This is a genomic window from Streptomyces sp. NPDC001663, from assembly GCF_042893105.1.
Lineage (GTDB): Bacteria > Actinomycetota > Actinomycetes > Streptomycetales > Streptomycetaceae > Streptomyces.
In genome coordinates, this window is the sequence record NZ_JBIAUR010000010.1 from 369686 (window position 1) to 390417 (window position 20732).

Sequence of the window (20732 nt, forward strand, 5' to 3'; positions counted from 1 at the left end):
CCATGGCGCAGGAAGTACGGGGCGTGATCGCACCGGGCAAGGGTGAGCCGGTGCGGGTGGAGACGATCGTCGTGCCCGACCCGGGTCCGGGCGAAGCCGTGGTGAAGATCCAGGCCTGCGGGGTGTGTCACACCGACCTGCACTACAAGCAGGGCGGCATCAGCGACGACTTCCCCTTCCTGCTCGGCCACGAGGCGGCCGGCGTCGTGGAGTCCGTGGGGGAGGGGGTCACGGACGTGGCGCCCGGTGACTTCGTGATCCTCAACTGGCGTGCGGTGTGCGGGCAGTGCCGGGCCTGTCTGCGCGGGCGGCCCTGGTACTGCTTCAACACCCACAACGCCAAGCAGAAGATGACCCTCGCCTCGACCGGTCAGGAGCTCTCCCCGGCGCTGGGCATCGGCGCCTTCGCGGACAAGACCCTGGTCGCGGCCGGCCAGTGCACCAAGGTCGACGCGGGCGTGGCGCCGCAGGTGGCCGGGCTGCTCGGCTGCGGGGTGATGGCGGGCATCGGCGCCGCCATCAACACCGGCAGCGTCGGCCGCGGCGACACGGTCGCCGTGATCGGCTGCGGCGGGGTGGGCGATGCGGCCGTCGCAGGGTCGCGGCTGGCCGGCGCCGCGAAGATCATCGCGGTGGACATCGACGCGAACAAGCTGGCCAAGGCCCGCGAGATGGGTGCCACCCACACCGTCAACTCGCGCGAGAGCGACCCGGTGGAGGCGATCCGTGAGCTGACCGGCGGTTTCGGCGCGGACGTCGTCATCGAGGCGGTCGGCCGCCCGGAAACCTACAAGCAGGCCTTCTACGCTCGCGACCTGGCCGGCACCGTCGTCCTGGTCGGCGTGCCGACTCCGGAAATGAAGCTCGAACTGCCGCTGCTGGACGTCTTCGGCCGGGGCGGGGCGCTGAAGTCGTCCTGGTACGGCGACTGCCTGCCCTCCCGGGACTTCCCGATGCTCATCGACCTGCACCTGCAAGGCCGCCTGGACCTGGCCGCGTTCGTCACCGAGACCATCGAACTCGACGCGGTGGAGAAGGCCTTCGAGCGGATGCACCACGGCGACGTGCTGCGCTCGGTGGTGGTGCTGTGATGACCGCACGGATCGAACGCCTTGTCACCTCGGGCCGGTTCAGCCTGGACGGCGGCACCTGGGACGTGGACAACAACGTGTGGCTGGTCGGCGACGACCACGAGGTGATCGTCATCGACGCCGCGCACGACGCCGACGCCATCGCCGCAGCCGTCGGCGAGCGGCGGCTGACGGCCATCGTGTGCACCCACGCCCACAACGACCACATCGACGCCGCACCCGCCCTCGCCGACCGCACCGGCGCCACCATCTGGCTGCACCCCGACGACCTGCCGTTGTGGAAGCAGACGCACCCCGACCGCGACCCCGACGCCCATCTGGTCGACGGCCAGGTCATCGAGGCGGCGGGGGCCGACCTGACGGTGATCCACACTCCTGGCCACGCGCCGGGCGCGGTCTGCCTCCACGATCCCGGCCTCGGCGTCGTCTTCACCGGAGACACCCTCTTCCAGGGCGGCCCCGGTGCCACGGGACGGTCGTACTCGCACTTCCCGACCATCATCGACTCGATCCGGGACCGCCTGCTCAGCCTCCCGCCCGAGACCAGAGTCCTTACCGGACACGGGGATCCGACCACCATCGGCGCCGAGGCCCCGCACTTGGAGGAGTGGATCACCCGGGGGCACTGAGGCCGGAACCTGCCGGACCGGAAAAGCCGTGGTCGCGGGCGTGACGCGACCGTACGATCACGCCCCATGACCACCAACACGCTCGTGACCCTGCATGACGTACGCGTCCTGCGCCTGGCTTCCGACGGCCCGTTGCTGGACGGTGAGCGCGCCGCGCTCGATCTGATCGGCGACGCGATGGGCCAGGACGCCGAGCTGGTTGCCGTGCCTGCCGAGCGGGTGGCCGACGAGTTCTTCCGGCTGCGGTCGGGGGTCGCGGGCGCGGTCATGCAGAAGTTCGTCAACTACCGGGTGCGCCTCGCCGTGGTGGGGGACGTGTCCCGGCACGTCACCGAGAGCTCCGCCCTGCGCGACTTCGTGCACGAGACCAACCAGGGCAGGCAGGTCTGGATCCTGGCGGACTTCGACGAACTCGAGGCGAAACTCCGGCTCCGCAACTGATCATCGGGGGAGTAGCCCCCTGAAGAAGACGCGCCCGTAAAGACGACAGAAGATGTCCGGCTTACCCGGCAGTGTGAAGGTGACAAACGCGTTCAACGGGAGGCCGGACATGTCACAGCCGCTGAAGGGCAAGGTCGCGCTGGTAGCCGGAGCGACACGCGGCGCGGGCCGCGGGATCGCCGTGGAGCTCGGCGCGGCCGGCGCCACCGTCTACGTCACCGGACGCAGCACCCGCGCACAGCGCTCCGAGTACGACCGCCCCGAGACCATCGAGGACACCGCCGACCTCGTCACCGAGGCGGGTGGCCAGGGCATCGCGGTCCCCACCGACCACCTCGACCCCGCCCAGGTCCGCGCCCTCGTGGACCGCATCGCGGACGAGCAGGGTCGCCTCGACGTCCTCGTCAACGACATCTGGGGCGGCGAGAAGCTCTTCGAGTGGGACAGCCCCGTCTGGGAGCACGACCTCGACAACGGGCTCAGGCTGCTCCGGCTCGCCGTCGAGACCCACGCGATCACCTGCCACCACGCCCTGCCGCTGCTCCTGCGCCGTCCTGGCGGACTGGTCGTGGAGATGACCGACGGCACGGACGACTACAACCGCGCGAACTACCGCAACTCCTTCTTCTACGACCTGGCCAAGGCCTCCGTCCTGCGCATGGCCTTCGCCCTCGGCCGTGAACTCGGGCCCCGCGGCGCCACCGCCGTCGCCCTGACCCCGGGCTGGCTGCGCTCGGAGATGATGCTCGACAACTTCGGCGTGCGCGAGGACAACTGGCGCGACGCCCTCGACCGCGTCCCCCACTTCGCCATCTCCGAGACCCCGCGCTACGTCGGCCGGGCCGTCGCCGCCCTCGCCGCCGACCCGGACCTGGCCCGCTGGAACGGCGAGTCCCTCTCCAGCGGCTCCCTCGCCCAGGAGTACGGCTTCACGGACCTGGACGGCAGCCGCCCGGACGCCTGGCGCTACGTCGTCGAGGTGCAGGACGCGGGGAAGCCGGCGGACACGACCGGCTACCGCTGAGGCGACACCGGGTCCGCAGCGGGGAAAGCCCAGCGTGCCGAATGGCCGGGCGGGAGGCCGAGGTCCTCCCGTACGGCCGTGTAGTAGCCCTCACGTCCGACGCGCTGCCGCTCCAGCAATGCCTGCCAGGCCTCCGGATCCCGCGTGCCCTCGCGCACGAACCGTTCCATCTCCATGGCCGTCATGACCCATGCCCGTGCCTTGTCCACCACCGCGGGGCTGCCCAGCATGATCAGGGCCTCGCCCGAGGGGTCCCGGCCGGTGGTCGCCTCGGCCAGCAGCGGCTTGGCCTCTTCGAGGGTGAGGGGATCGGGATGCGGGTCGTTGCCGTGCTCGGCGGCGACCCGGTACGTCACCGTGACCGTCGCCTTCACCGACCGTGCGTAGTCGCCGTACACCGCCAGCCGTCTCTCCTCCCACCGCGCCGCCTGCTCGCGCCGGAATCTCGCCCGGTCGCCCCGCACCACGGCCAGATACGAGCCCAGCGCACCGATGACGACACCGATCAGCGCGGGAAGTTGCTGTATGAACGCTGACATGAGCGCACCGTATCTGCCCAGATGATCGTTCCGGGAGTAGGTTCGGCCCATGGCTGACACCAAGCGCTTCGAGGGATACGGAGTTCTCGTCACCGGCGCCGCCCGCGGCATCGGCGCCGCCGTCGCCCGGCGGCTCGCCGAAGAGGGGGCGCGGGTCCTGGTGACCGACGTCGATCCGCCGGAGGCGGAGAAGACCGCGGCCGCTCTGCGTGAACTGGGGCTGACCGCCGAGGCGTTGGCGTGCGACGTGGCCGACCGGGCATCCGTGGAGGCGGCCGTCGCGCACGCAGTCGACGCGTTCGGCTCGCTGGAGGTTCTGGTCAACAGCGCGGGGCGCTGCACCCCCGACACCCCGCTCTTCGAGGACGGCCCGGACGACGTCTGGGACCTCGACCTCGACATCACCCTGAGCGGCACCTACCGCTGCTGCCGCGCCGCCCTCCCGCACCTGGCCGCCACCGGCCGCGGCGCCATCGTCAACATCGGCTCGGTCAACGCCCTGCAGGACTTCGGCAACCACGCCTACAGCGCCGCGAAGGCCGGCCTCGGCTCGCTGACCCGCACCATGGCCGCGCACGTCGCCGCCCGCGGTGTCCGCGTCAACCTCGTGGTGCCCGGCACGGTACGCACCTCGGCCTGGGAGGGCCGCGACGACGAGCTCGAGGCCATGCGCAGCCTGTATCCCCTGGGCCGGGTCGGCGAGCCGGACGACATCGCCGCCGCCGTCGCCTTCCTCGCGTCCCGCGACGCGTCCTGGATCACCGGCACCGCCCTCACGGTCGACGGCGGCGTCACCGCGGTGAACACGGGATTCCTGAGGGCGACGCGCCAGAACAGGGACGTCTGAGCATTTCTGCGGCAATGATCACGCTGTGACCTGGGGCACTGCGAATGTCACCGTTTCGTCGCATCGTGAGTGAGCCCTGCAACCGATCGCGCCGGATGCCGGTCTAGCTGGCAGGTATCGCAGATCAGACGTCCATTCCGCACGAAAGGCAAGGCCGGCCATGGGGGACATACGCAGACGGGGCGCCGTCGCGCTCGGCATCACCGGACTGGTGGCACCGCTCACGCTCGCACTGGGCACCGCGCCCGCACATGCGGCCACGGGCTGCACCACGAGTACCGGGCCGTACCAGAAGCAGGTGGAGAAGTTCCTCGGCCTGACGGTCGACGGCAAGCAGTCCGCCACCGACTGCAGGGCCATCAAGGCCTTCCAGACCAAGCACGGCATCACGCCGAACATCGGCTACGCCGGGTCCGTCACCTGGGGCGTGATGGATCTCATGAACAAGCAGAAGGCCGTCGGGAACAACCCGAACAAGGACGGCAAGTGCCCGACCAACAAGGGCCGCATCGCCTGCGTGAACCTCACCCTCCAGCTCAGCTGGATCCAGGACGGCAGCAGGCTCGTCTACGGCCCCGTCCCGGTCCGCACCGGCCGCGACCACTACGAGACCCGCACCGGCCTGAAGAAGATCTACTGGCGTGACATCGACCACGTCTCGAACATCTACAACGTGCCGATGCCGTACAGCCAGTTCTTCGACGGCGGCCAGGCCTTCCACTCGGTCAACCTCAGCATGTGGAACCCGCCGGGCTCGCACGGCTGCGTCAACATGACCCCTACCACGGCGAAGAAGTACTGGTCGCTGCTGAAGACGGGCGACGACGTCTTCGTCTACGGCCGCAAGCCGGGCACCTGACGCAGCACAGGCACCCGGCTCACGACGTCGGGCTGATCCGAGCCGGGCCCTACGCCTCGGGTGCGTCCCCGAAGTCCGGGATCTCCAGCCTGGTCCCGCCCTGCCGTGCCGAATCGTGCGCGACGATGCCCGGCAGGGTGTAGCGGGCGGCCACCCACGCGTTCACCGACGGCAGCGACCGCGTGTTCACGGCGGTCACGAAGTCGTCGACCAGGAAGTGGTGGCTGCCCTCGTGTCCGTTGTGCAGGTTGTCGAACTCCCGCGGCAGCCGCGCCCGGTCGTGCACCGGCGCCGATCCCGAGGTGAAGGCGGCCCGGAGTTCCGGTGCGATGTGCTGGAGTGACGGATCGTCAGGAGGCATGGTGGGCTTGGGCTCCAGCAGCTCGCTGATGTCCTGCACCCCCTTCTTGTCCTGCCACAGCGCGACCGTCGCGAGCTGCTCCATGCTCGCGTCGGTGCCGAAGAACCGGAAACGCGACTCCCGGATGTGCGAGGGGTAGCCGACCCGCCGGAACTCGTTCGTACGGAACGAACCGCCGCCCGCCACCTCGAACAGCGCGGTCGCGTTGGAGAAGTCGTTGCCGAACTGGCTGACGTCCTTGTCGAAGACACCGTCACCGCGCTCGTCGACCACACCGATCGCCGACACGCTCACCGCGTGCGTCTGCCAGGCGCCGAGCACGCCGCCCACCGAGTGCGTGGGGTAGAGCAGCGGCGGATAGCTGGCGGTCTGCTTCCAGTTCTCGCCGCCGCTGTACTGGTAGGCCTCGTAGAACCCCAGGTCCATGTCGTGGACGTAGTCGCCCTCGGCGTAGAAGATCCGCCCGAACGCGCCCTTGGCGATCTGGTTGCGGGCGTGCACGGTCGCCGGGTTGTACTGACTGGTCTCGCCCATCATGTACGTCAGCCCGGTCGCCTTGACCGCGTCGATGATGGCGGCGATCTCCTCCGTGGCGATCGCCATGGGGACCGCGGAGTACACGTGCTTGCCCGCGTTGAGGCCCTGCAGGACCAGCGGACCGTGGGTCCAGCGCTGCGTGAAGATGGCGACCGCGTCGACGGCCGGGGACTCCAGCATGGCCTCGTACGAGGGGAAGGTGCCCGCCAGCCCCTGTGCGGCGGCGAGTTGTTCGGCCCGTTCGGGCAGCAGGTCGGTGACGTAGACGTCGCCGACACCGGGGTGGGCCTGGAACAGCGTGGCGAACTGGCCGGAGAACTGACCGGCGCCGACGATGCCGAGGGAGAACGTCATGTAAGGCATACCCTTCATGGGTCGAGTGACAGGTCGACTCACTGGTCGAGAATCAGGTTGATCTGGCTGTTGGTCTGGTTCAGGCTGCTCACGGACTTGCCGTTGCCGTAGATGTCCTGCATGGCCGGGTGCATCAATGCGAACACGTCGGCCGCGTAGTTGGTGATCGGATAGGAGAAGGTCGTGAAGTCCTTCTTGTCGGCGACCGGCCTGGTGAACGCCGAGACGTCGATGCCCTTCTTCTTGTACGCCGCCACCGCGGCCTGCGTGCCGTCGGGCGTGGCCGGGAAGACGATGCCGTAACTGCCCACCGTCCTCTGGCACTCGTCCGACGACAGGTACCTGACCCACTTCTTCGCGCCCGCCTTGTTGCCGGCGTTCTTGGTGACGGAGTCGGCGAGGCCGTTCATCATCGTGGCGCGCTTGCCGGTGGGGCCCTCGGGGGTGAGAGCGGTGGCGATCTTCATGCCCTTGAAGCCGGCGTACGTGGAGATCATCCACGCCCCGTCGAACGTGGCCGCCGCCTTGCCCGCGGCCACCTGCGCATTGCCCGGACTGGACTGGGAGTTGTAGGCGGTGAAGGGCGCCATATAGCCCTTCCTCGCCAGCCCGAAGTACCACTTGATGGCCGACTGGAAGGTCTTGGAGTCGTACTGGTACTTGGTGCCCCACCGCTTCTTGTCGGTGTAGGTCCAGCCCGCGGAGGCGGCGAAGTTGCTCCACTGCGTCTGGCCGTCGCCGTCACCGCCGCCGTTGCTGGCCAGGCCGTAGGTCTTGACGTTGTTCCTGTCGAAGCCCGGCTCGTCGCCCCGCTTGCCGTTCTTGTCGACGGTCAGGTGCGCAAGGGCCTTCTCGAAGGTGCCGCCGTCCTTGGGGTTCCAGGACAGGTTGTTGAGCTCCTCGGCGGTGAGGCCGGCCGCCTCGGCCGCCTTCTCGTTGTAGAAGAGGGCGACCGTGTCCCAGTCCTTGGGGGCGCCGTACCGGTGGCCGTCCTGGCCGATCCAGTTGGCGGCGAGGCCGGGCTGGTAGGCGGAGTCGTCGATGCCCAGGTCGTCCAGCGGCTCCAGGACCTTCAGGTCCGCGAACTGGCCGAACTTCTGGATGTGGTCGGTGAACACGTCCGGCTGGGTGCCGGCGATGAAGCTCGCGGTGAGCTTGGTCCAGTAGTCGTCCCAGCCCATCTGCGTGATCTTCACGTGCAGGCCCGGGTTCTGTTTCTCGAAGCCCTTCGCACAGGCCTGGTAGGCGGGCAGCTGGTTGGCGTCCCACAGCCAGTACGTCACCGTGTTCGCCGACGACCCGGCGCCCCCGCCCTTTGCGCAGCCGCTCACCAGGGACAGCGCCAGCGCTCCGGTCAGTGCCGCGACCGTACGCATCCGAACTCGCATGTCCGTCCCCTTACTTGATGCCGGTGAAGCTGATGGAGCCGACGATGCGGCGCGCGAAGAACCCGAACAGCGCGAGCATCGGCAGGGCCGCGATGAGCGTCGCCGCCATCAGGCCCGACCAGTCGGTGCCGGTCTGCGGGGTCTGCGCCCGGAAGATGGCCAGCGCCACGGTGAGCACGCGCGAGCTGTCGCTGTAGGACACCATCAGCGGCCAGAAGTAGTCGTTCCAGGCGGTGATGTACGTCAGCACGGCCAGCGTCAGGATCGGCGTGGACGCCATCGGCAGCAGCACCCGGAAGAAGATCCGCACCTTGCCCGCGCCGTCGAGCAGCGCCGCCTCCTCCACCTCGGAGGGGATGTTCATGAAGAACTGCCGCAGGAAGAACACCGCGAACGGCGTCATGAACATCGTCGGCAGGGCGATCCCCAACAGCGTGTCCACCAGGCCGAGTTGCTTGATGAGCACGAAGTTCGGCAGCAGGGTGAAGATGGTCGGCACCATCAGCCCGGCGAGGAACAGCCCGAACACCTTGTCCCGGCCGCGCCAGCGCAGCCGCGCGAAGGCGTACGCGGCCATCGAGGAGAAGAAGATCTGGCAGAAGGTGATCAGCGTCGAGACGATCACCGAGTTGAGCAGATAGCGCCAGAACTTCAGCCCGCCGCCCGCCCCGCCCTGCGCGATCGCCTCCTTGGTCGACTGCAGACCGAGCGCCCGCTCGAAACCGCCGGCGGTCACATCGACCGGCAGCGGGTGGCCCGGGTGGGCGGCCAGGCCGCTGTTGGTGGACAGCGCGGTGCGCAGGATCCAGTAGAACGGCAGCAGGGTGACGAGCACGATCGCGGCCATCGCCGCCCAGGCCACGACCCGTCCGAAGGAGGGCCGGCGCCTTGCGGGCCGTATGTGTGTCGTTGCAGTGGTGGTCACGGCAGCCATGTCGGTGTCTCCCTTCCGTCAGCCGAGGTCGCTCTGCCCGGCCCGGGTGAGCCGGTACTGCAGGACGGTGATCGCGCTCAGCACGACGAGCAGGGCCACGGACATCGCCGAGGCGTAGCCGAACTGGAAGCGGCCGAACGCGGCGCCGTAGATGTAGAACTGCAGCACGTTGGTGGCGTTCGCCGGGCCGCCCGCGGTCGTCACGGCGACCGTGTCGAACACCTGGAACGAACCGATCACCGTCATGATCAGCACCACCGCGAGCACCGGCCGCAGCAGCGGCATCGTGATCCGCCAGAACATCCGCCACTCGCTCGCGCCGTCCACCTTGGCGGCCTCGTACACGTCGTTCGGGATCGCCTGCAGTCCGGCGAACAGCAGCAGCGCGGTGTACCCGACGTGCCGCCACACATTGATCAGCGCGATCGTCGGGATGGCCCAGGTCTCGTCCGCCAGGAAGGGGATGCGGTCGAACCCGATCGCCGAGATGATCTCGTTGCCGATGCCCAGCTGGGTGTCCAGGATCCACAGCCAGACGATGCCGGCCACGACGTTCGACATCAGATACGGCGTGAGCACGATCCCGCGCAGCACCGCCGACTGCGTCAGCCGCTGCAGCAGCACGGCGATCGCGAGGGCGGAGACCGTCTGGATGCCGATGTTGATGAACACGTACTCGACGGTGACCTTCAACGAGTCCCAGAAGATCGGGTCGTGGACCATCCGCACGTAGTTGTCGAACCCCACCCACTCCGCCGGGGTGAGCAGGTTGAAGCGGGTGAAGCTCAGGTAGATGCCCCGCAGCGTCGGCCAGAGCAGGAAGACCGTGAAGCCCAGCAGCGCCGGCGCGATGAACACCGCGGCAAGCCGCCCGTCGCCTCCGCTCTCACGGGCCCTGGCCCGTCCCGTCCGCTGCTTGGTCCCTGCCCCCTCCGCGCCGCTCAGCGGCAGACGCGACGGAGGGCTGCTGGAGGCGATGGTCATCGGGAGACTCCCTCGTCTGCGGCGGCTCGTCCTCGGCCACTTACTTTTGTTGCGAAAGAATCGAGCCGTCAAGGGGCTTGCAGACATCATTTGGATGGCCCGTTGAGCGCGCTACTCTGACCTGGTTGCTTTTACGGCGAAAGAAATCATGTGGGAGTCTGACCTTCATGACCACAGTTGCCGCCAGCTGGCTTCCGCTGAGCCCCGGTGAGCGCTCGGTGGCGATCGAGGTGCTCGTGGGCGGCCCGCTGTCGCGCACCGAACTCGCCCGACGGCTCGACCTGTCCCAGGGCAGCCTCACCCGGCTCACCAAACCCCTGATCGAGTCGGGCCTCCTGATCGAGGTCACCGAGGCCGGCACCCCCGCGGAGGTGCGGCAGGGCCGCCCCTCGCAGCCGCTCGACGTCGTCGCCGAGTCCCGCTCCTTCATCGGCTACAAGATCACCGACGACATGGTCTACGGCGTCGTCACCACCCTCCGCAGCGACATCGTCGCCCGCTACGACCGCCCGCTGACCAGTCACGACCCGGCCGAGGTCGCCGACCTGCTCGCGGAGATGACGGACGAGCTCGCCCGCGTGCATCCGCGTCTCGCCGGCATCGGCATCGGCGTGGGCGGCCTGATCGAGGACCGTGCCGTGGTGGGGGAGTCACCCTTCCTGCACTGGCGGGACGTCCCGCTGGCCGGACTCGTCGAGGAGCGGACCGGGCTGCCCGTGGTCGTCGAGAACGACGTCGCCGCGCTCGTCGAGGCCGAGACCTGGTTCGGGGCCGGCCGCGGCCTTGACCGCTTCGTCGTCCTCACCATCGGCGCCGGCATCGGCTACGGCCTGGTCCTGGGCGGCAAGCGGGTGCCCTGCGCCGAGGAGGACCGCGGCTTCGGTCGCCACTGGATCGTCAACCCCGACGGGCCGCTCACCCCCGAAGGGGAACGCGGCAGCGCCGTCTCGCTGCTGACCATCTCCAGCATCCGCTACCAGATCCGGGCAGCCACCGGCCGCGACCACAGCTACGAGGAGATCCTCGCCCTGGCCGCCGCCGGCGAGCCCATGCCGACCCGCGTCATCGACGAGGCGGCGCGCGCCCTCGGCACCCTGGTCGCCCAGATCGCCAACTTCGCCATGCCGCAGAAGATCCTCCTCGCGGGGGAGGGGGTCGGGCTGATGGACGTGGCCGGGGACACAGTGCAGGAGACGATCCGGACCAACCGGCATCCGATGGCCGCCCCGGTCGCGTTGGAAACCAAGGTGTCCGACTTTCACGACTGGGCCCGCGGCGCCGCCGTCCTGGCCATCCAGGTGCTGGTCCTGGGGGCGGCGGAAGCGTGAACTCGCCGACGGATCTTGACAGATGGACGTGATCAGCAACACGTCCGATAGGTCCGATTCGTGTCAGCTTACTCACAGCGCCTTCACCCCCGGAGCCGTATGCTTCACAGCATGTCCACCACTGTTGAACCCCGCTCCGATCGTTCGGCGGCCGAGGTCAACGAGGAGATCCGGGCCCTGTGGCGCCGGTCGGGCGGGACACTGAGCGGCGAGCAGCGCGAGGAGTACCAGCGCCTCGTCCTGGAGTGGGCCGCCGCGGCCCCGCAGCCCGCGCGGGCCGCCTGAGCAGTACCGGCTGAGGCCCGCCGCCGTGCATCGGCGCCCCGCTCCGGGGCACCCCTGACCGGATGGGCCCCCTCCTCGCACTGGCCTCGGCCGTCGGCTACGGCATCGTCGACTTCGTCGGCGGGCTACTGTCCCGCCGCGCGCCCCACACCTCGATCACCTTCCTCGGCCAGCTCGGCGGCCTGGTCCTCGCCTGCGCCGCCGCGTTCCTTGTGACTGCCGACACCGTGCGCGCATCCGACCTGTTCTGAGGTGAGCGTCGTCGTGCCTGTCAGCGCGGTGACCGGTGCCGCCCTGTCCGTGCTGTGCGGCGTGCCGGCCCTCGGCTGCTGCCCACCGCGATGCGGCACGGACGGTGCCTGAGGCTGCCGGGAGGACTCACGGTCCAGGCGCTGCTCGCCGTCGCCGTGGTCCTCGCCTCCCTCTACCCGGCCCTCCCGGTCGTCCTCAGCCGGCTCAGCCCCAAGTCGCCGAGTAGTAACGCCGATACGCCTTGCGGTCCTGTTCGGCGCGGATGTAGCGGGTGGCCACCAGAGCGAGCAGGCTGCCGCCGATGACCAGCATCCCGGGGCCGATGTTCCTGGGGTTCGTCAGCCGGGCCAGCAGGGTCGAACCGTCGGCGATGCCCGTCACGGGAGCCGAGGAGCCGGGGGAGGTGGAGCCCGGTGCGATCGCGCTGTGCGTGGCGGAGGCGGACGGCGCGGGCGTCGGCGAGGCGCTCTGCCCGGCGGCTGCCTGCTTCGACACGATCATCTGGACGCCGAGTGCCTGCATCGCCTTCGTCACCGGCTGGAAGAACGTCGTGCCGCCCGAGGTGCAGTCCCCGCTGCCACCCGAGGTCACCCCCAGCGCGATGCCGTCGGAGAACATCGGGCCGCCGCTGTCCCCGGGCTCGGCGCACACGTTCGTCTCGATGAGGCCGGTGACGGTGCCCTCCGGATAGTTGACGGTGGCGTCGAGCCCCTTGACCTCGCCGTCGTGCAGACCGCTGGTGCTGCCGCTGCGGAACACGCGCTGCCCGACGGCCGGATCACCGACACCCGTGATGCGCACCCCGTTGCCGTTGCCGATGGCCACGATGTCGGCGCCCTGGCCGGCCGAGCCGCTCGCGTACTGGACCAGGGAGAAGTCGCTGCCGGGGAAGTTCTGCTGGACCGTCTTGCCCAGCTGCTGGTTGCCCTGGTTGTCCGCGAACCACGTCGACCCGGTGGGTCCGCAGTGCCCGGCGGTGAGGATGAAGTCGCTCTGCCCGTTGGTCACGTTGAAGCCCGCCGAGCAGCGTCCGCCGGTCGACAGGATCGGCTGCGCCCCGTTGAGCCGGGTCGTGAACTTGCCCTGCGTGCGCTCCATACGGACGTAGGAGCCGATACCGCTCGCAACCTTGGTCATGCTCGACCAGTCGCCGGCCGAGACGGTGCTGTCGGCCTGCACCACCACCTGGTTCGTCTGGTAGTCCATGACCCAGGCCGTGCCGGCCACCCGGGGCGCCGAGCGCAGCGTCTTGGTGGCCGCCTTCAGCTCGTTCATGCTGTGGCCGACCATCTTCGCCTCGACGCCCGCGCGCGCGGCCTGGGCGGCCGCCTCCTTGTCGGTCACCGCGACGACCGGACGCCCGTCGGCGCCGATCCAGGTGCCCGCCGTACGGGAGGTGCCGAGCTGGGAGACAAGCGCGGCGCCGGGGTTGTCCGAGGTCCCGGAGGCGCTGAACGGCAGCGCGGAGGTGCCGGGGGTCTCGCTCGCCATGGCGGCCTGCGTGACCATCGCTCCTCCGAGGAGGAGTCCGCCGACGGCCGCCAGCCGCGTCACTCGCCGGACGATCCGTCGTCGTGCGTGCCTCATGCATGGCTCCCGTACCCGAACGCGCGGTTCAACACCGCGGGGCACTCCGGTCGTTGAGCGCCCTCTCTCCATACGTGTCCGGGGGCGTCCGCGTTCAGCGAACGGACGATCTTCTACCTCTTGCGGCCCACTCCGCCGTGGATGGCCACTTCCGGCACGTCCGGACGCTCCGCCCGCCAGTGCGAGCACGACACCACCCCGGGATTCAGCAGCTCCAGTCCGTCGAAGAACCGGGCGACGTCCTCGGGGGTGCGCTGGGTCAGCGTCGGTGTGCCGTGCTCGTTCCAGAACCGGACCGCCTCGTCCACCTCGGGCAGCGCCGGACTCGTGATGGTGTGGGACAGCACGAGATGACTGCCGGACGGCAGCGCGTCCATGAGCCGCCGCACCACGCCGTACGGGTCCTCGTCGTCGCCGAGGAAGATGACCACCCCGAGCAGCATCAGCGCGACCGGCCGGCTGAGGTCCAGCGTCTCGGCGGCGCGCTCCAGGATCGCCTCGGGCTCGCGCAGATCCGCGTCCAGGTGGTCCGTACGGCCCTCGGGCGTGCTGGTGAGCAGCGCACGGGCGTGGGCCAGGACCAGCGGGTCGTTGTCGACGTAGACGACCCTGGCGTCCGGGGACAGCCGCTGGGCGACCTCGTGCGTGTTGTCGGCCGTGGGCAGCCCGGTGCCTATGTCGAGGAACTGCCGTATGCCGACGTCGGTGACCAGATGGTGCACGGCGCGTCCCAGGAACAGCCGGTCGGCGAGGGCGTACTCGCCGATGTCCGGGTGCAGTTCGCGGATCCGGTCACCGGCGACCCGGTCGACCTCGTAGTAGTCACCGCCACCCAGCCAGTAGTTCCAGATCCGGGCCGTGTGCGGGCGCAGTGTGTCGATACGTCTGCGCAGTGCCGCGGCGGGTTCTTCCGTGGCTGCCGGTTTCTCCGTCACGGGCTCAGCTCCTGGAGTGCCTGGTGGTGCGATCGTACGACGACAACCGGCAATCTAGACGGCGGAGTTGATGTCTGCCGAGGGGGCGGAGCGGGTGTTTTCTGACCTGTTTTCTCCCCCGAGCATCGCCCAGCTGGCCTCGTCGCCCCACACGGACGCCGTATCCACGTACGGGCGCAGCAGCGCGGTCAGTGCCGGGTCCGCCCGGCGGTTCAGTTCGTCGGAGGCGAGTTTGCGGGCGATTCCGGCGAGGAAGTCGGCCAGTTGCACCCGCGGATCGAGCCGGGCCTGCACGAGCCGCATTCCGTCGAGCCCGATTCCGGCCAGCCGCGCCGTCTCCTCGATCCAGGCGATGCGCTCCGGCGTCAGCATGTTCTGCCGGTCGTGCACCAGATGGACGGGGCGGCCGCCCGCACTCCAGTAGGCGGCGGTTTTGACGATGGCGGGCAGCAGCGGATTGAGCACCGGAACCAGGGTCGGACCGGCGACAATCGCGGCCCGGTAGGAATCGGCGCGAGAACGGGTCGCCGCCAGCCTTTCCAGGACCGGCGCGACTTCCGTACCGGAATGCGCGCGCCGCAAATCGTCCACCGTACGGAAGAAGACGTCTGCGGGCTGCGACGGTTCCCCGTCGTTCCTGACCCGCAGAAGCTGGTTGGCCGCCTCCAGGAATTCCTGCCATTGCTCGTCCCCGAACACCCGCCGCCCCTCGCGGAACAGCACCAGGGCCGCGGCACTCTCACCGAGCAGCAGATCGGTGGCCCGGTCCACGACGAAGAACGCCTTCTCCGTCAGATGCACATGGGCGGCCCCGTGTATCGGCCCCTCGGGCGCGAGCAGCCATTCCAGCACCGCCCGATGCTTCTCCCGGAGCAGGTGATTGGCCTTGTACTCCGACGCGGGGGAGCGAATCCGGTCCCGGACCTCCTGTACATATCCGGCCGCGGAATCGACGGGCAGCCGCACACTGGCGTGCGCGAACACATCGGTGTTCCCGCCGGTCAGGTTCTCGCCGTCCGACCCCGACTCGTCGCAGCCGACTTCCAGGACGTTCCAGGTCACACCACGGCCCCCTATCTTGTGCCCCATGACCAGCATCCCGCACGACACGTCCGGTGAACCGAATCCCCTGCGCGCACTCTCCCTCGACCGTCTGCGATGTCGTACGAGCATGAAATGGCGCACCTACCCGGCCGACGTGCTGCCACTGTGGGTGGCCGAAATGGACGTACCCCTCGCCGAACCCGTCGTCACCGCAGTCAACCAGGCACTCGAGGCCGGGGACACCGGATATCCCGCGGGCACCGCCTACGCCGAGGCGCTGGCCGGCTTCGCGGACAAGCGGTGGGGGTGGGGCGGGCTCGCGGTGGAGCGCACCGCGATCGTGCCGGACGTCATGCTGGGTGTTGTCGAGATGCTCAGGCTGGTCACCGGGCACGGGGACCCGGTGGTCGTCAACTCGCCCGTGTATCCGCCGTTCTTCCAGTTCGTCGAGCACATGGACCGGCAGGTCCTCGAGGCTCCGCTCGGTGCGGACCTGCGCATCGACTTCGGCACGCTGGAGGCGGCCTTCCAGCAGGCCGTCGCGGGCGGCCGCCGGGCCGCCTACCTGCTGTGCAGCCCGCACAACCCGACCGGCACCGTGCACACCGCCGAGGAACTGGCAGCCGTCGCCGCCCTCGCCGACCGGTACGGCGTGCGGGTGGTCGCCGACGAGATCCACGGGCCGCTGACCGCGGCGGGCGTCGACTTCGTGCCGTATCTGAGCGTCCCCGGCGCGCAGAGCGGTCTGTCCCTCATGTCCGCGTCGAAGGCGTGGAATCTGGCGGGGCTCAAGGCCGCGGTCGCGATCGCGGGCCCCGAGGCCGCCGCCGACCTCGCCCGGCTGCCCGAGGAGGTCAGCCACGGGCCCAGCCACGTCGGCGTCATCGCCCACACCGCCGCCCTCCGGGACGGCACCGCCTGGCTCGATGCCCTGCTCGCCGGCCTCGACGACAACCGGCGCCTGCTCACCGACCTCCTTGCCCGACACCTCCCCGCCCTCACCCACCGGCCGGGCGAGGGCACGTACTTCGCCTGGCTCGACTGCCGCACGCTCGGCCTCGGCGACGACCCCGCCGAGGTCTTCCTGGAGCGCGGACGGGTGGCGCTGAACTCCGGGATCCCCTTCGGGACGGGAGGGGCCGGGTACGTACGCCTGAACCTGGCGACCTCACCCGAGGTGCTCACCGAGGGCGTACGGCGGATGGCGGCGGCGCTCGGCTGAGCGCGGCGGTCGTGCTGGACGCCGGGGTCGGGTGTCATGGACACGTGACAGCGCTGCATGATGGGCCCATGCGTGTGCTGATGCCCGTCCCCGACCACGACTTCGACGTCACCGAGGTGGCCGTGCCCTGGCGGCTGCTCACCGACGCCGGGCACGAGGTCGTCTTCGCCACCGAGCGCGCCGGCACCCGGCCCGCGGCCGATCCCCGCCTGCTGACCGGCGTGCTCTTCGGGCAGCTCGGAGCGGCGGACGAGCCCAAACGCTGCTACGAACAGCTCACCCGGGCACCGGAGTTCGCCGCCACGGCCGCCTGGGCCGACGTCGACGTCTCGGCGTACGACGGACTGCTGCTGCCGGGCGGACACGCGCCCGGCATGCGGCAGTACCTCGGATCCGCCGAGCTGCAGCAACAGGTGGCCCGGTTCTGGGCGCTCGGCCGGCCGGTCGGCGCGATCTGCCACGGCGTGCTGGTCCTGGCCCGCACCCAGGACCCCGGCACCGGGCGCAGTGTCCTGGCCGACCGCCGCACCACCTGCCTGCCCAAGTACATGGAACGCACCGCCTACCTGACCACCGCCTGGCGCCTCGGCCGCTACTACCGCACGTACCCGGCGTACGTGGAGGACGAGGTGCGCTCGGCCCTCGCCGACCCGGCCGCCCAGTTCGAACGCGGCCCCCGGGTCCTCACCCAGCGCGGCACCGAGACGGACGACACCCACGCCTTCGTCGTCCGGGACGGCACCTATGTGTCGGCGCGCTGGCCCGGGGACGCCTACCTCTTCGCCCGCCGCTACCTCGAACTCCTCCGGAAGCCGACGGGTGCCTAGACTTCTGTCATGGACAACACGGTGTTGGAGCGGCTCGGCGCGGGCAAGTATCTGCTGGTCACCAGCTACCGCAAGAGCGGCACCCCGGTCGCCACACCGGTGTGGGTGGTGCGCGACGGGGACACGCTCGGCGTGTGGACGACCGCCGACTCCTGGAAGGTGAAGCGCATCCGGGCCCGCGGCGACATCCTCGTCGGCCCCTGCGACCTGCGCGGCAACCCGACCGGCGCCCAGAACCCCGCCACTGCCGAGATCACCGACGAGGCGACCGTCGCGCGCTATCGCGAGCTGATCGCCCGCAAGTACGGCATCGTCGGCCGTCTGACCCTTCTCGGCAGCCGACTGCGCCGCGGCCTGAAGGGGACCGTCGGGATCCGCGTGACCCTGGACCCGACCGCATGACGAACCGCGCGGCCCTCCGAGGAGAACCGCGCGGTCGTCACACCCTTCGATCCCGGCCTACGAGGCGTCCAGCACCGTGCCGCTCAGTACGGGCCCGCCCGGCTGCGGATTCCCGTTGTCGTCGGTCAGCTGGAAGCGGACGGACTCGGCAGGCTCGGTCACCTGGTCCTTGACCGTGGGCAGGCTCACCTCCGCGCTCGGCTTCCCCGCAGGTACCTCCGCGAACAGGGTCAGGTACTTCACCTGGGACAGCGGCCGCTCCGGATCCGGCGTCTCACCCGAGACGGAGTCGAGCCACGCCGGGTCGACGTCCTTCGTGGACAGCTCCGGACCACCGGTGACCGGCTGGACGACGAAGTACGGATAGATGTCCACATCCGCGGCCTCGGACAGCGTCACCTTCCACTTCAGGGGTTGCCCCTCGGCCACCCGGTCCGCCACCGGCGTCACGCCGATCGTCGGCATGGGGTCGTCGTTCTCCACGGTGACGCCGCCGCGGTAAGAGCCGATGACAGCGCCCCGCACGGCCTTCACGAGCACCGTGTTGTCCACGTCGTAGGAGAAGCGCGTGTTGCCCTTCACCTGCACCGGTACGTCGATGTCGTGGCCGCCCGGACGCACCGTGACCAGGTGTTGCTTCGTCTTGCCGGTGGCCGGGTCGACGACGTACACCCGCACCTGTCCGCCGCCCTGGCCGGACACCTGCACCGGCACCTGGTACGTACGGACGCCCGAGTCGCCCTCCTTGACCGTCGTACGGCCGATGTCGACTCGCGGCAGCGCGGCCTCCCGCACCGCCGGGGTGCCCGGGCGCCAGCCCCAGGCGTCCATCAGCCAGGCCTGTCCCTTGGTCGAACGCGGCGTCAGTTCAAGGGACTTGACGTGCTTGAGGTCGAGTCCGGCACGGGACGCGGCGGTCAGCGGGACGCGGACTTCGCGCGCCCAGTAGGAGGCCGTGCGCCCGGTGCCCGGCAGTCCGTCGACCCGGACGCGGCCGAGGCCGGCCCGCTTGCCGTGGGTGTCGGTGAGGGACACGTCGAGCTTGGTGCCGGTCGAGTTGGGCGGCACGATCACCCGCAGGGCGAGGTCCTTGGAACCGGTGAGTGCGACGGGGGTTCCCGGACGCAGCTTCACGGCGGATCCGGGCGCCGACCAGTTCAGCGCGACCGCGCGTCGGCCGACCTCGCGTTCCGTCTCCCACTGCGCGAAGTGCGGGGAGGCCCCCTTCGCCCCGGATCCGAGGCAGGCCACGTGGTTGTCCGGGTCCACGGCCGAGCACAGCCGTCCGCCGGTCACCGTGAACTTGCCGTCCGGCAGGAAGCCGCCGCCGCGGTTCGCGCCGACAGCGTGGGTGAGCACCCGCGCCGGGTCGGCCGAGGGCGCCCGCTTGCCCGAGCCGTCGAGCAGCGGCCGTACACGGTCGTCACCGGCGACGAACAGCCGCGCCGCCGCGGCGATGTACGTGCTGCCCGCCTTGTGCTGCTGGTTCGCGGTCAGCCGGGTCGCGGTGCCCGGCGAGCACACCGGGTCCCGGTGCTCGGGGTCGTTGTAGAAGTCGTCGTCCGAGGGCGCCTGGGCCTGTCCCGGAGTCCACTCCGTGTTGAAGAAGTTGTGGTTCGCGCCGACCACGTACACGGCACTGTGCAGAGCCTTGCCGCTGCTGACCGAGCGGGTGCCGTCGACGAACACCTCGCCCTGGAGGTCGGACACGTCGCCGTCGCACCCCGGCAGGATCGTCGCCGACGGCACGTCCGCGACCGGATTCTGGCCGAAGATCGTCGGTCCGATCAGGACGGTGCCGCGAATGTGCCAGCGCACCGGGCCGTGGTACCCGTCCTGCGCGGCCGGCGCCGGGTAGAGGCTGTCCATGGCCGCGCGGTTCACGCCCTCGCCGCCGCGCGAGTGGCCGACGAGCAGGACCCGGGACAGGTCCGCCTTCGGCGCGTTGCGTACGACCGCGGGTGCAGAGGCCGGGTGGGCGGCCCAGTCGGCCCAGCGGGCCAGGTGCTGCCGTACCAGCGAGGAGCGGGCCTGGGCGCCGCCGTCCTCGGCGGCGTAGTCCTGGGCGTTGATGCCGTTGGCGGAGATCGACACCGTCATATAGCCCTGGGAGGCCAGGAGTTGCTGGTCGCGCAGATAGCCCCGGTAGCTCGGGATCGGCTTGGTGCCGGCCGGGCAGGGCCAGTCGCCGGTGACGTCGTCGCCCTTGTAGCAGGTGGAGTGGCGGCCGTGCAGGAACAGGGCGAGCGGCCGGGGCCCGGTGGCGCCCTTGGGCGCGACCACCACGGCACGCATCTCGACCGGCTCGGGGAAGCCGGGCAGCTTCACCGGGTCGAGGTCGTACTCCCCGGTGGCCGTGCGGTACGAGCCCGGCTTGCCGGGGTCGACCGAGTTCGCCGGGAGCGGGGCGGGCGGCTGCGCGGCTGCCGCCGCGCTCCGGCCGCGCGGAGTCTCGGTGCGGCCTGCGGCATCCAACTGGCGCCCGCCCGCGCGTATATGAAGATCCGTCAGCTGGCCTGCCACCTGGGCCCGTTCGAGGTCGAGGCGGTACGTGCGCCCGTCCTTTCCGGGGGTCGGGTGGCCGAGCAGCCGGTCCCCGGCGTAGAAGTCGACGCGCGCGTCCCCCATCGCGACCGGCGCCGTCGAGCGCCAGACGAGCTGCCGTGCGTCACCTCCCCCGGTGATCCGCCAGCCCGGCGGCAGACCGCCGTCGTCGTCGGCCGCCGCCGTCGGTCTGGCGTCCGACGGCGGTGCCGCCTGTGCCAGCCCTGGCGATCCCCCCGCCATCGCGAGCACCGCCAGAGCGGTGACCCATATTCGCCGGGCACGGAACAAGGTTGCCCTCCTCAAGTCATGAGCACA

The 20732-nt window shown here is 70.2% G+C and carries 21 protein-coding genes; 12 read left to right on the forward strand and 9 right to left on the reverse strand.

The window, feature by feature from the left end:
* Positions 1 to 2 precede the first annotated feature (2 nt).
* From ACFY1L_RS31825 to ACFY1L_RS31840, 4 genes are all read left to right on the forward strand, one after another.
* Positions 3 to 1091 (forward strand): S-(hydroxymethyl)mycothiol dehydrogenase, encoded by a 1089-nt coding sequence (locus ACFY1L_RS31825; protein ID WP_388831709.1) that lies wholly within the window; start codon positions 3 to 5, stop codon positions 1089 to 1091.
* A complete protein-coding gene (locus ACFY1L_RS31830; RefSeq protein WP_388831711.1) occupies positions 1091 to 1720 on the forward strand; it encodes an MBL fold metallo-hydrolase in 630 nt (209 codons plus the stop codon). The genes ACFY1L_RS31825 and ACFY1L_RS31830 overlap by 1 nt, the downstream gene beginning before the upstream one ends.
* A gap of 66 nt (positions 1721 to 1786) precedes the next feature.
* On the forward strand, positions 1787 to 2161 hold the full coding sequence (locus ACFY1L_RS31835; RefSeq protein WP_388831713.1) for a DUF4180 domain-containing protein: 375 nt from the start codon (positions 1787 to 1789) through the stop codon (positions 2159 to 2161).
* 109 nt (positions 2162 to 2270) lie between these two features.
* Positions 2271 to 3185: an SDR family oxidoreductase gene (locus ACFY1L_RS31840; RefSeq protein WP_388831715.1), complete on the forward strand. Its 915-nt coding sequence runs from the start codon at positions 2271 to 2273 to the stop codon at positions 3183 to 3185.
* Here ACFY1L_RS31840 and ACFY1L_RS31845 read toward each other — a convergent pair.
* Entirely contained in the window at positions 3176 to 3724 is a 549-nt protein-coding gene (locus tag ACFY1L_RS31845; protein WP_388831717.1) for a hypothetical protein, read from the reverse strand. The genes ACFY1L_RS31840 and ACFY1L_RS31845 overlap by 10 nt on opposite strands.
* A 49-nt stretch (positions 3725 to 3773) precedes the next feature.
* Between ACFY1L_RS31845 and ACFY1L_RS31850 the strand changes: the two genes are divergently transcribed.
* Both ACFY1L_RS31850 and ACFY1L_RS31855 read left to right on the forward strand, forming a co-directional pair.
* A complete protein-coding gene (locus ACFY1L_RS31850) occupies positions 3774 to 4571 on the forward strand; it encodes an SDR family NAD(P)-dependent oxidoreductase (RefSeq protein ID WP_388831719.1) in 798 nt (265 codons plus the stop codon).
* A 160-nt stretch (positions 4572 to 4731) separates the two neighbouring features.
* Positions 4732 to 5430, forward strand: a complete 699-nt coding sequence (locus ACFY1L_RS31855; protein WP_388831721.1) for a L,D-transpeptidase family protein — start codon at positions 4732 to 4734, stop codon at positions 5428 to 5430.
* A 49-nt stretch (positions 5431 to 5479) separates the two neighbouring features.
* On the opposite strand, the gene ACFY1L_RS31860 is transcribed toward ACFY1L_RS31855, so the two are convergent.
* From ACFY1L_RS31860 to ACFY1L_RS31875, 4 genes are read right to left on the reverse strand one after another with little or no spacing between them, the layout of a single operon-like run.
* Positions 5480 to 6682 carry a Gfo/Idh/MocA family protein gene (locus ACFY1L_RS31860; RefSeq protein WP_388831723.1) on the reverse strand — a complete coding sequence of 401 codons (1203 nt, stop codon included), beginning with the start codon at positions 6680 to 6682 and terminating at the stop codon, positions 5480 to 5482.
* Between the two features lie 38 nt (positions 6683 to 6720).
* Complete coding sequence (locus ACFY1L_RS31865) at positions 6721 to 8070, reverse strand: ABC transporter substrate-binding protein (protein WP_388831725.1); 1350 nt, start codon at positions 8068 to 8070, stop codon at positions 6721 to 6723.
* Between the two features lie 10 nt (positions 8071 to 8080).
* On the reverse strand, positions 8081 to 9004 hold the full coding sequence (locus ACFY1L_RS31870) for a carbohydrate ABC transporter permease (protein ID WP_388831727.1): 924 nt from the start codon (positions 9002 to 9004) through the stop codon (positions 8081 to 8083).
* A gap of 18 nt (positions 9005 to 9022) precedes the next feature.
* Positions 9023 to 9988 (reverse strand): carbohydrate ABC transporter permease, encoded by a 966-nt coding sequence (locus ACFY1L_RS31875; protein ID WP_388831729.1) that lies wholly within the window; start codon positions 9986 to 9988, stop codon positions 9023 to 9025.
* 167 nt (positions 9989 to 10155) lie between these two features.
* On the opposite strand from ACFY1L_RS31875, the gene ACFY1L_RS31880 reads away from it, so the two are divergent.
* The 3 genes from ACFY1L_RS31880 to ACFY1L_RS31890 all read left to right on the forward strand — a co-directional run bounded on the left by ACFY1L_RS31880 (position 10156) and on the right by ACFY1L_RS31890 (position 11852).
* On the forward strand, positions 10156 to 11316 hold the full coding sequence (locus ACFY1L_RS31880; protein ID WP_388831731.1) for an ROK family protein: 1161 nt from the start codon (positions 10156 to 10158) through the stop codon (positions 11314 to 11316).
* A 99-nt stretch (positions 11317 to 11415) separates the two neighbouring features.
* Positions 11416 to 11601: a hypothetical protein gene (locus ACFY1L_RS31885; RefSeq protein ID WP_388831733.1), complete on the forward strand. Its 186-nt coding sequence runs from the start codon at positions 11416 to 11418 to the stop codon at positions 11599 to 11601.
* 62 nt (positions 11602 to 11663) lie between these two features.
* Positions 11664 to 11852, forward strand: a complete 189-nt coding sequence (locus tag ACFY1L_RS31890) for a hypothetical protein (RefSeq protein ID WP_388831735.1) — start codon at positions 11664 to 11666, stop codon at positions 11850 to 11852.
* A 205-nt stretch (positions 11853 to 12057) separates the two neighbouring features.
* Here ACFY1L_RS31890 and ACFY1L_RS31895 read toward each other — a convergent pair whose 3' ends face one another.
* The 3 genes from ACFY1L_RS31895 to ACFY1L_RS31905 form a co-directional block, all read right to left on the reverse strand.
* The gene (locus ACFY1L_RS31895) at positions 12058 to 13440 is read right to left on the reverse strand and encodes a S1 family peptidase (RefSeq protein WP_388831737.1); all 1383 of its coding nucleotides are present in this window, start codon (positions 13438 to 13440) and stop codon (positions 12058 to 12060) included.
* A gap of 113 nt (positions 13441 to 13553) precedes the next feature.
* On the reverse strand, positions 13554 to 14375 hold the full coding sequence (locus ACFY1L_RS31900) for an SAM-dependent methyltransferase (RefSeq protein WP_388831739.1): 822 nt from the start codon (positions 14373 to 14375) through the stop codon (positions 13554 to 13556).
* 54 nt (positions 14376 to 14429) lie between these two features.
* Positions 14430 to 15437: a hypothetical protein gene (locus ACFY1L_RS31905; protein WP_388831741.1), complete on the reverse strand. Its 1008-nt coding sequence runs from the start codon at positions 15435 to 15437 to the stop codon at positions 14430 to 14432.
* A gap of 25 nt (positions 15438 to 15462) precedes the next feature.
* Here ACFY1L_RS31905 and ACFY1L_RS31910 point away from each other — a divergent pair, with 25 nt between their 5' ends.
* The 3 genes from ACFY1L_RS31910 to ACFY1L_RS31920 all read left to right on the forward strand — a co-directional run bounded on the left by ACFY1L_RS31910 (position 15463) and on the right by ACFY1L_RS31920 (position 17870).
* On the forward strand, positions 15463 to 16641 hold the full coding sequence (locus tag ACFY1L_RS31910) for a MalY/PatB family protein (protein WP_388831743.1): 1179 nt from the start codon (positions 15463 to 15465) through the stop codon (positions 16639 to 16641).
* A 68-nt stretch (positions 16642 to 16709) separates the two neighbouring features.
* Positions 16710 to 17468 carry a type 1 glutamine amidotransferase domain-containing protein gene (locus ACFY1L_RS31915; protein ID WP_388831745.1) on the forward strand — a complete coding sequence of 253 codons (759 nt, stop codon included), beginning with the start codon at positions 16710 to 16712 and terminating at the stop codon, positions 17466 to 17468.
* A gap of 9 nt (positions 17469 to 17477) precedes the next feature.
* Complete coding sequence (locus ACFY1L_RS31920; protein WP_388831747.1) at positions 17478 to 17870, forward strand: PPOX class F420-dependent oxidoreductase; 393 nt, start codon at positions 17478 to 17480, stop codon at positions 17868 to 17870.
* A 57-nt stretch (positions 17871 to 17927) separates the two neighbouring features.
* Here ACFY1L_RS31920 and ACFY1L_RS31925 read toward each other — a convergent pair whose 3' ends face one another.
* Entirely contained in the window at positions 17928 to 20705 is a 2778-nt protein-coding gene (locus tag ACFY1L_RS31925; protein WP_388831749.1) for an alpha/beta hydrolase family protein, read from the reverse strand.
* Between the last annotated feature and the right edge of the window lie 27 nt (positions 20706 to 20732).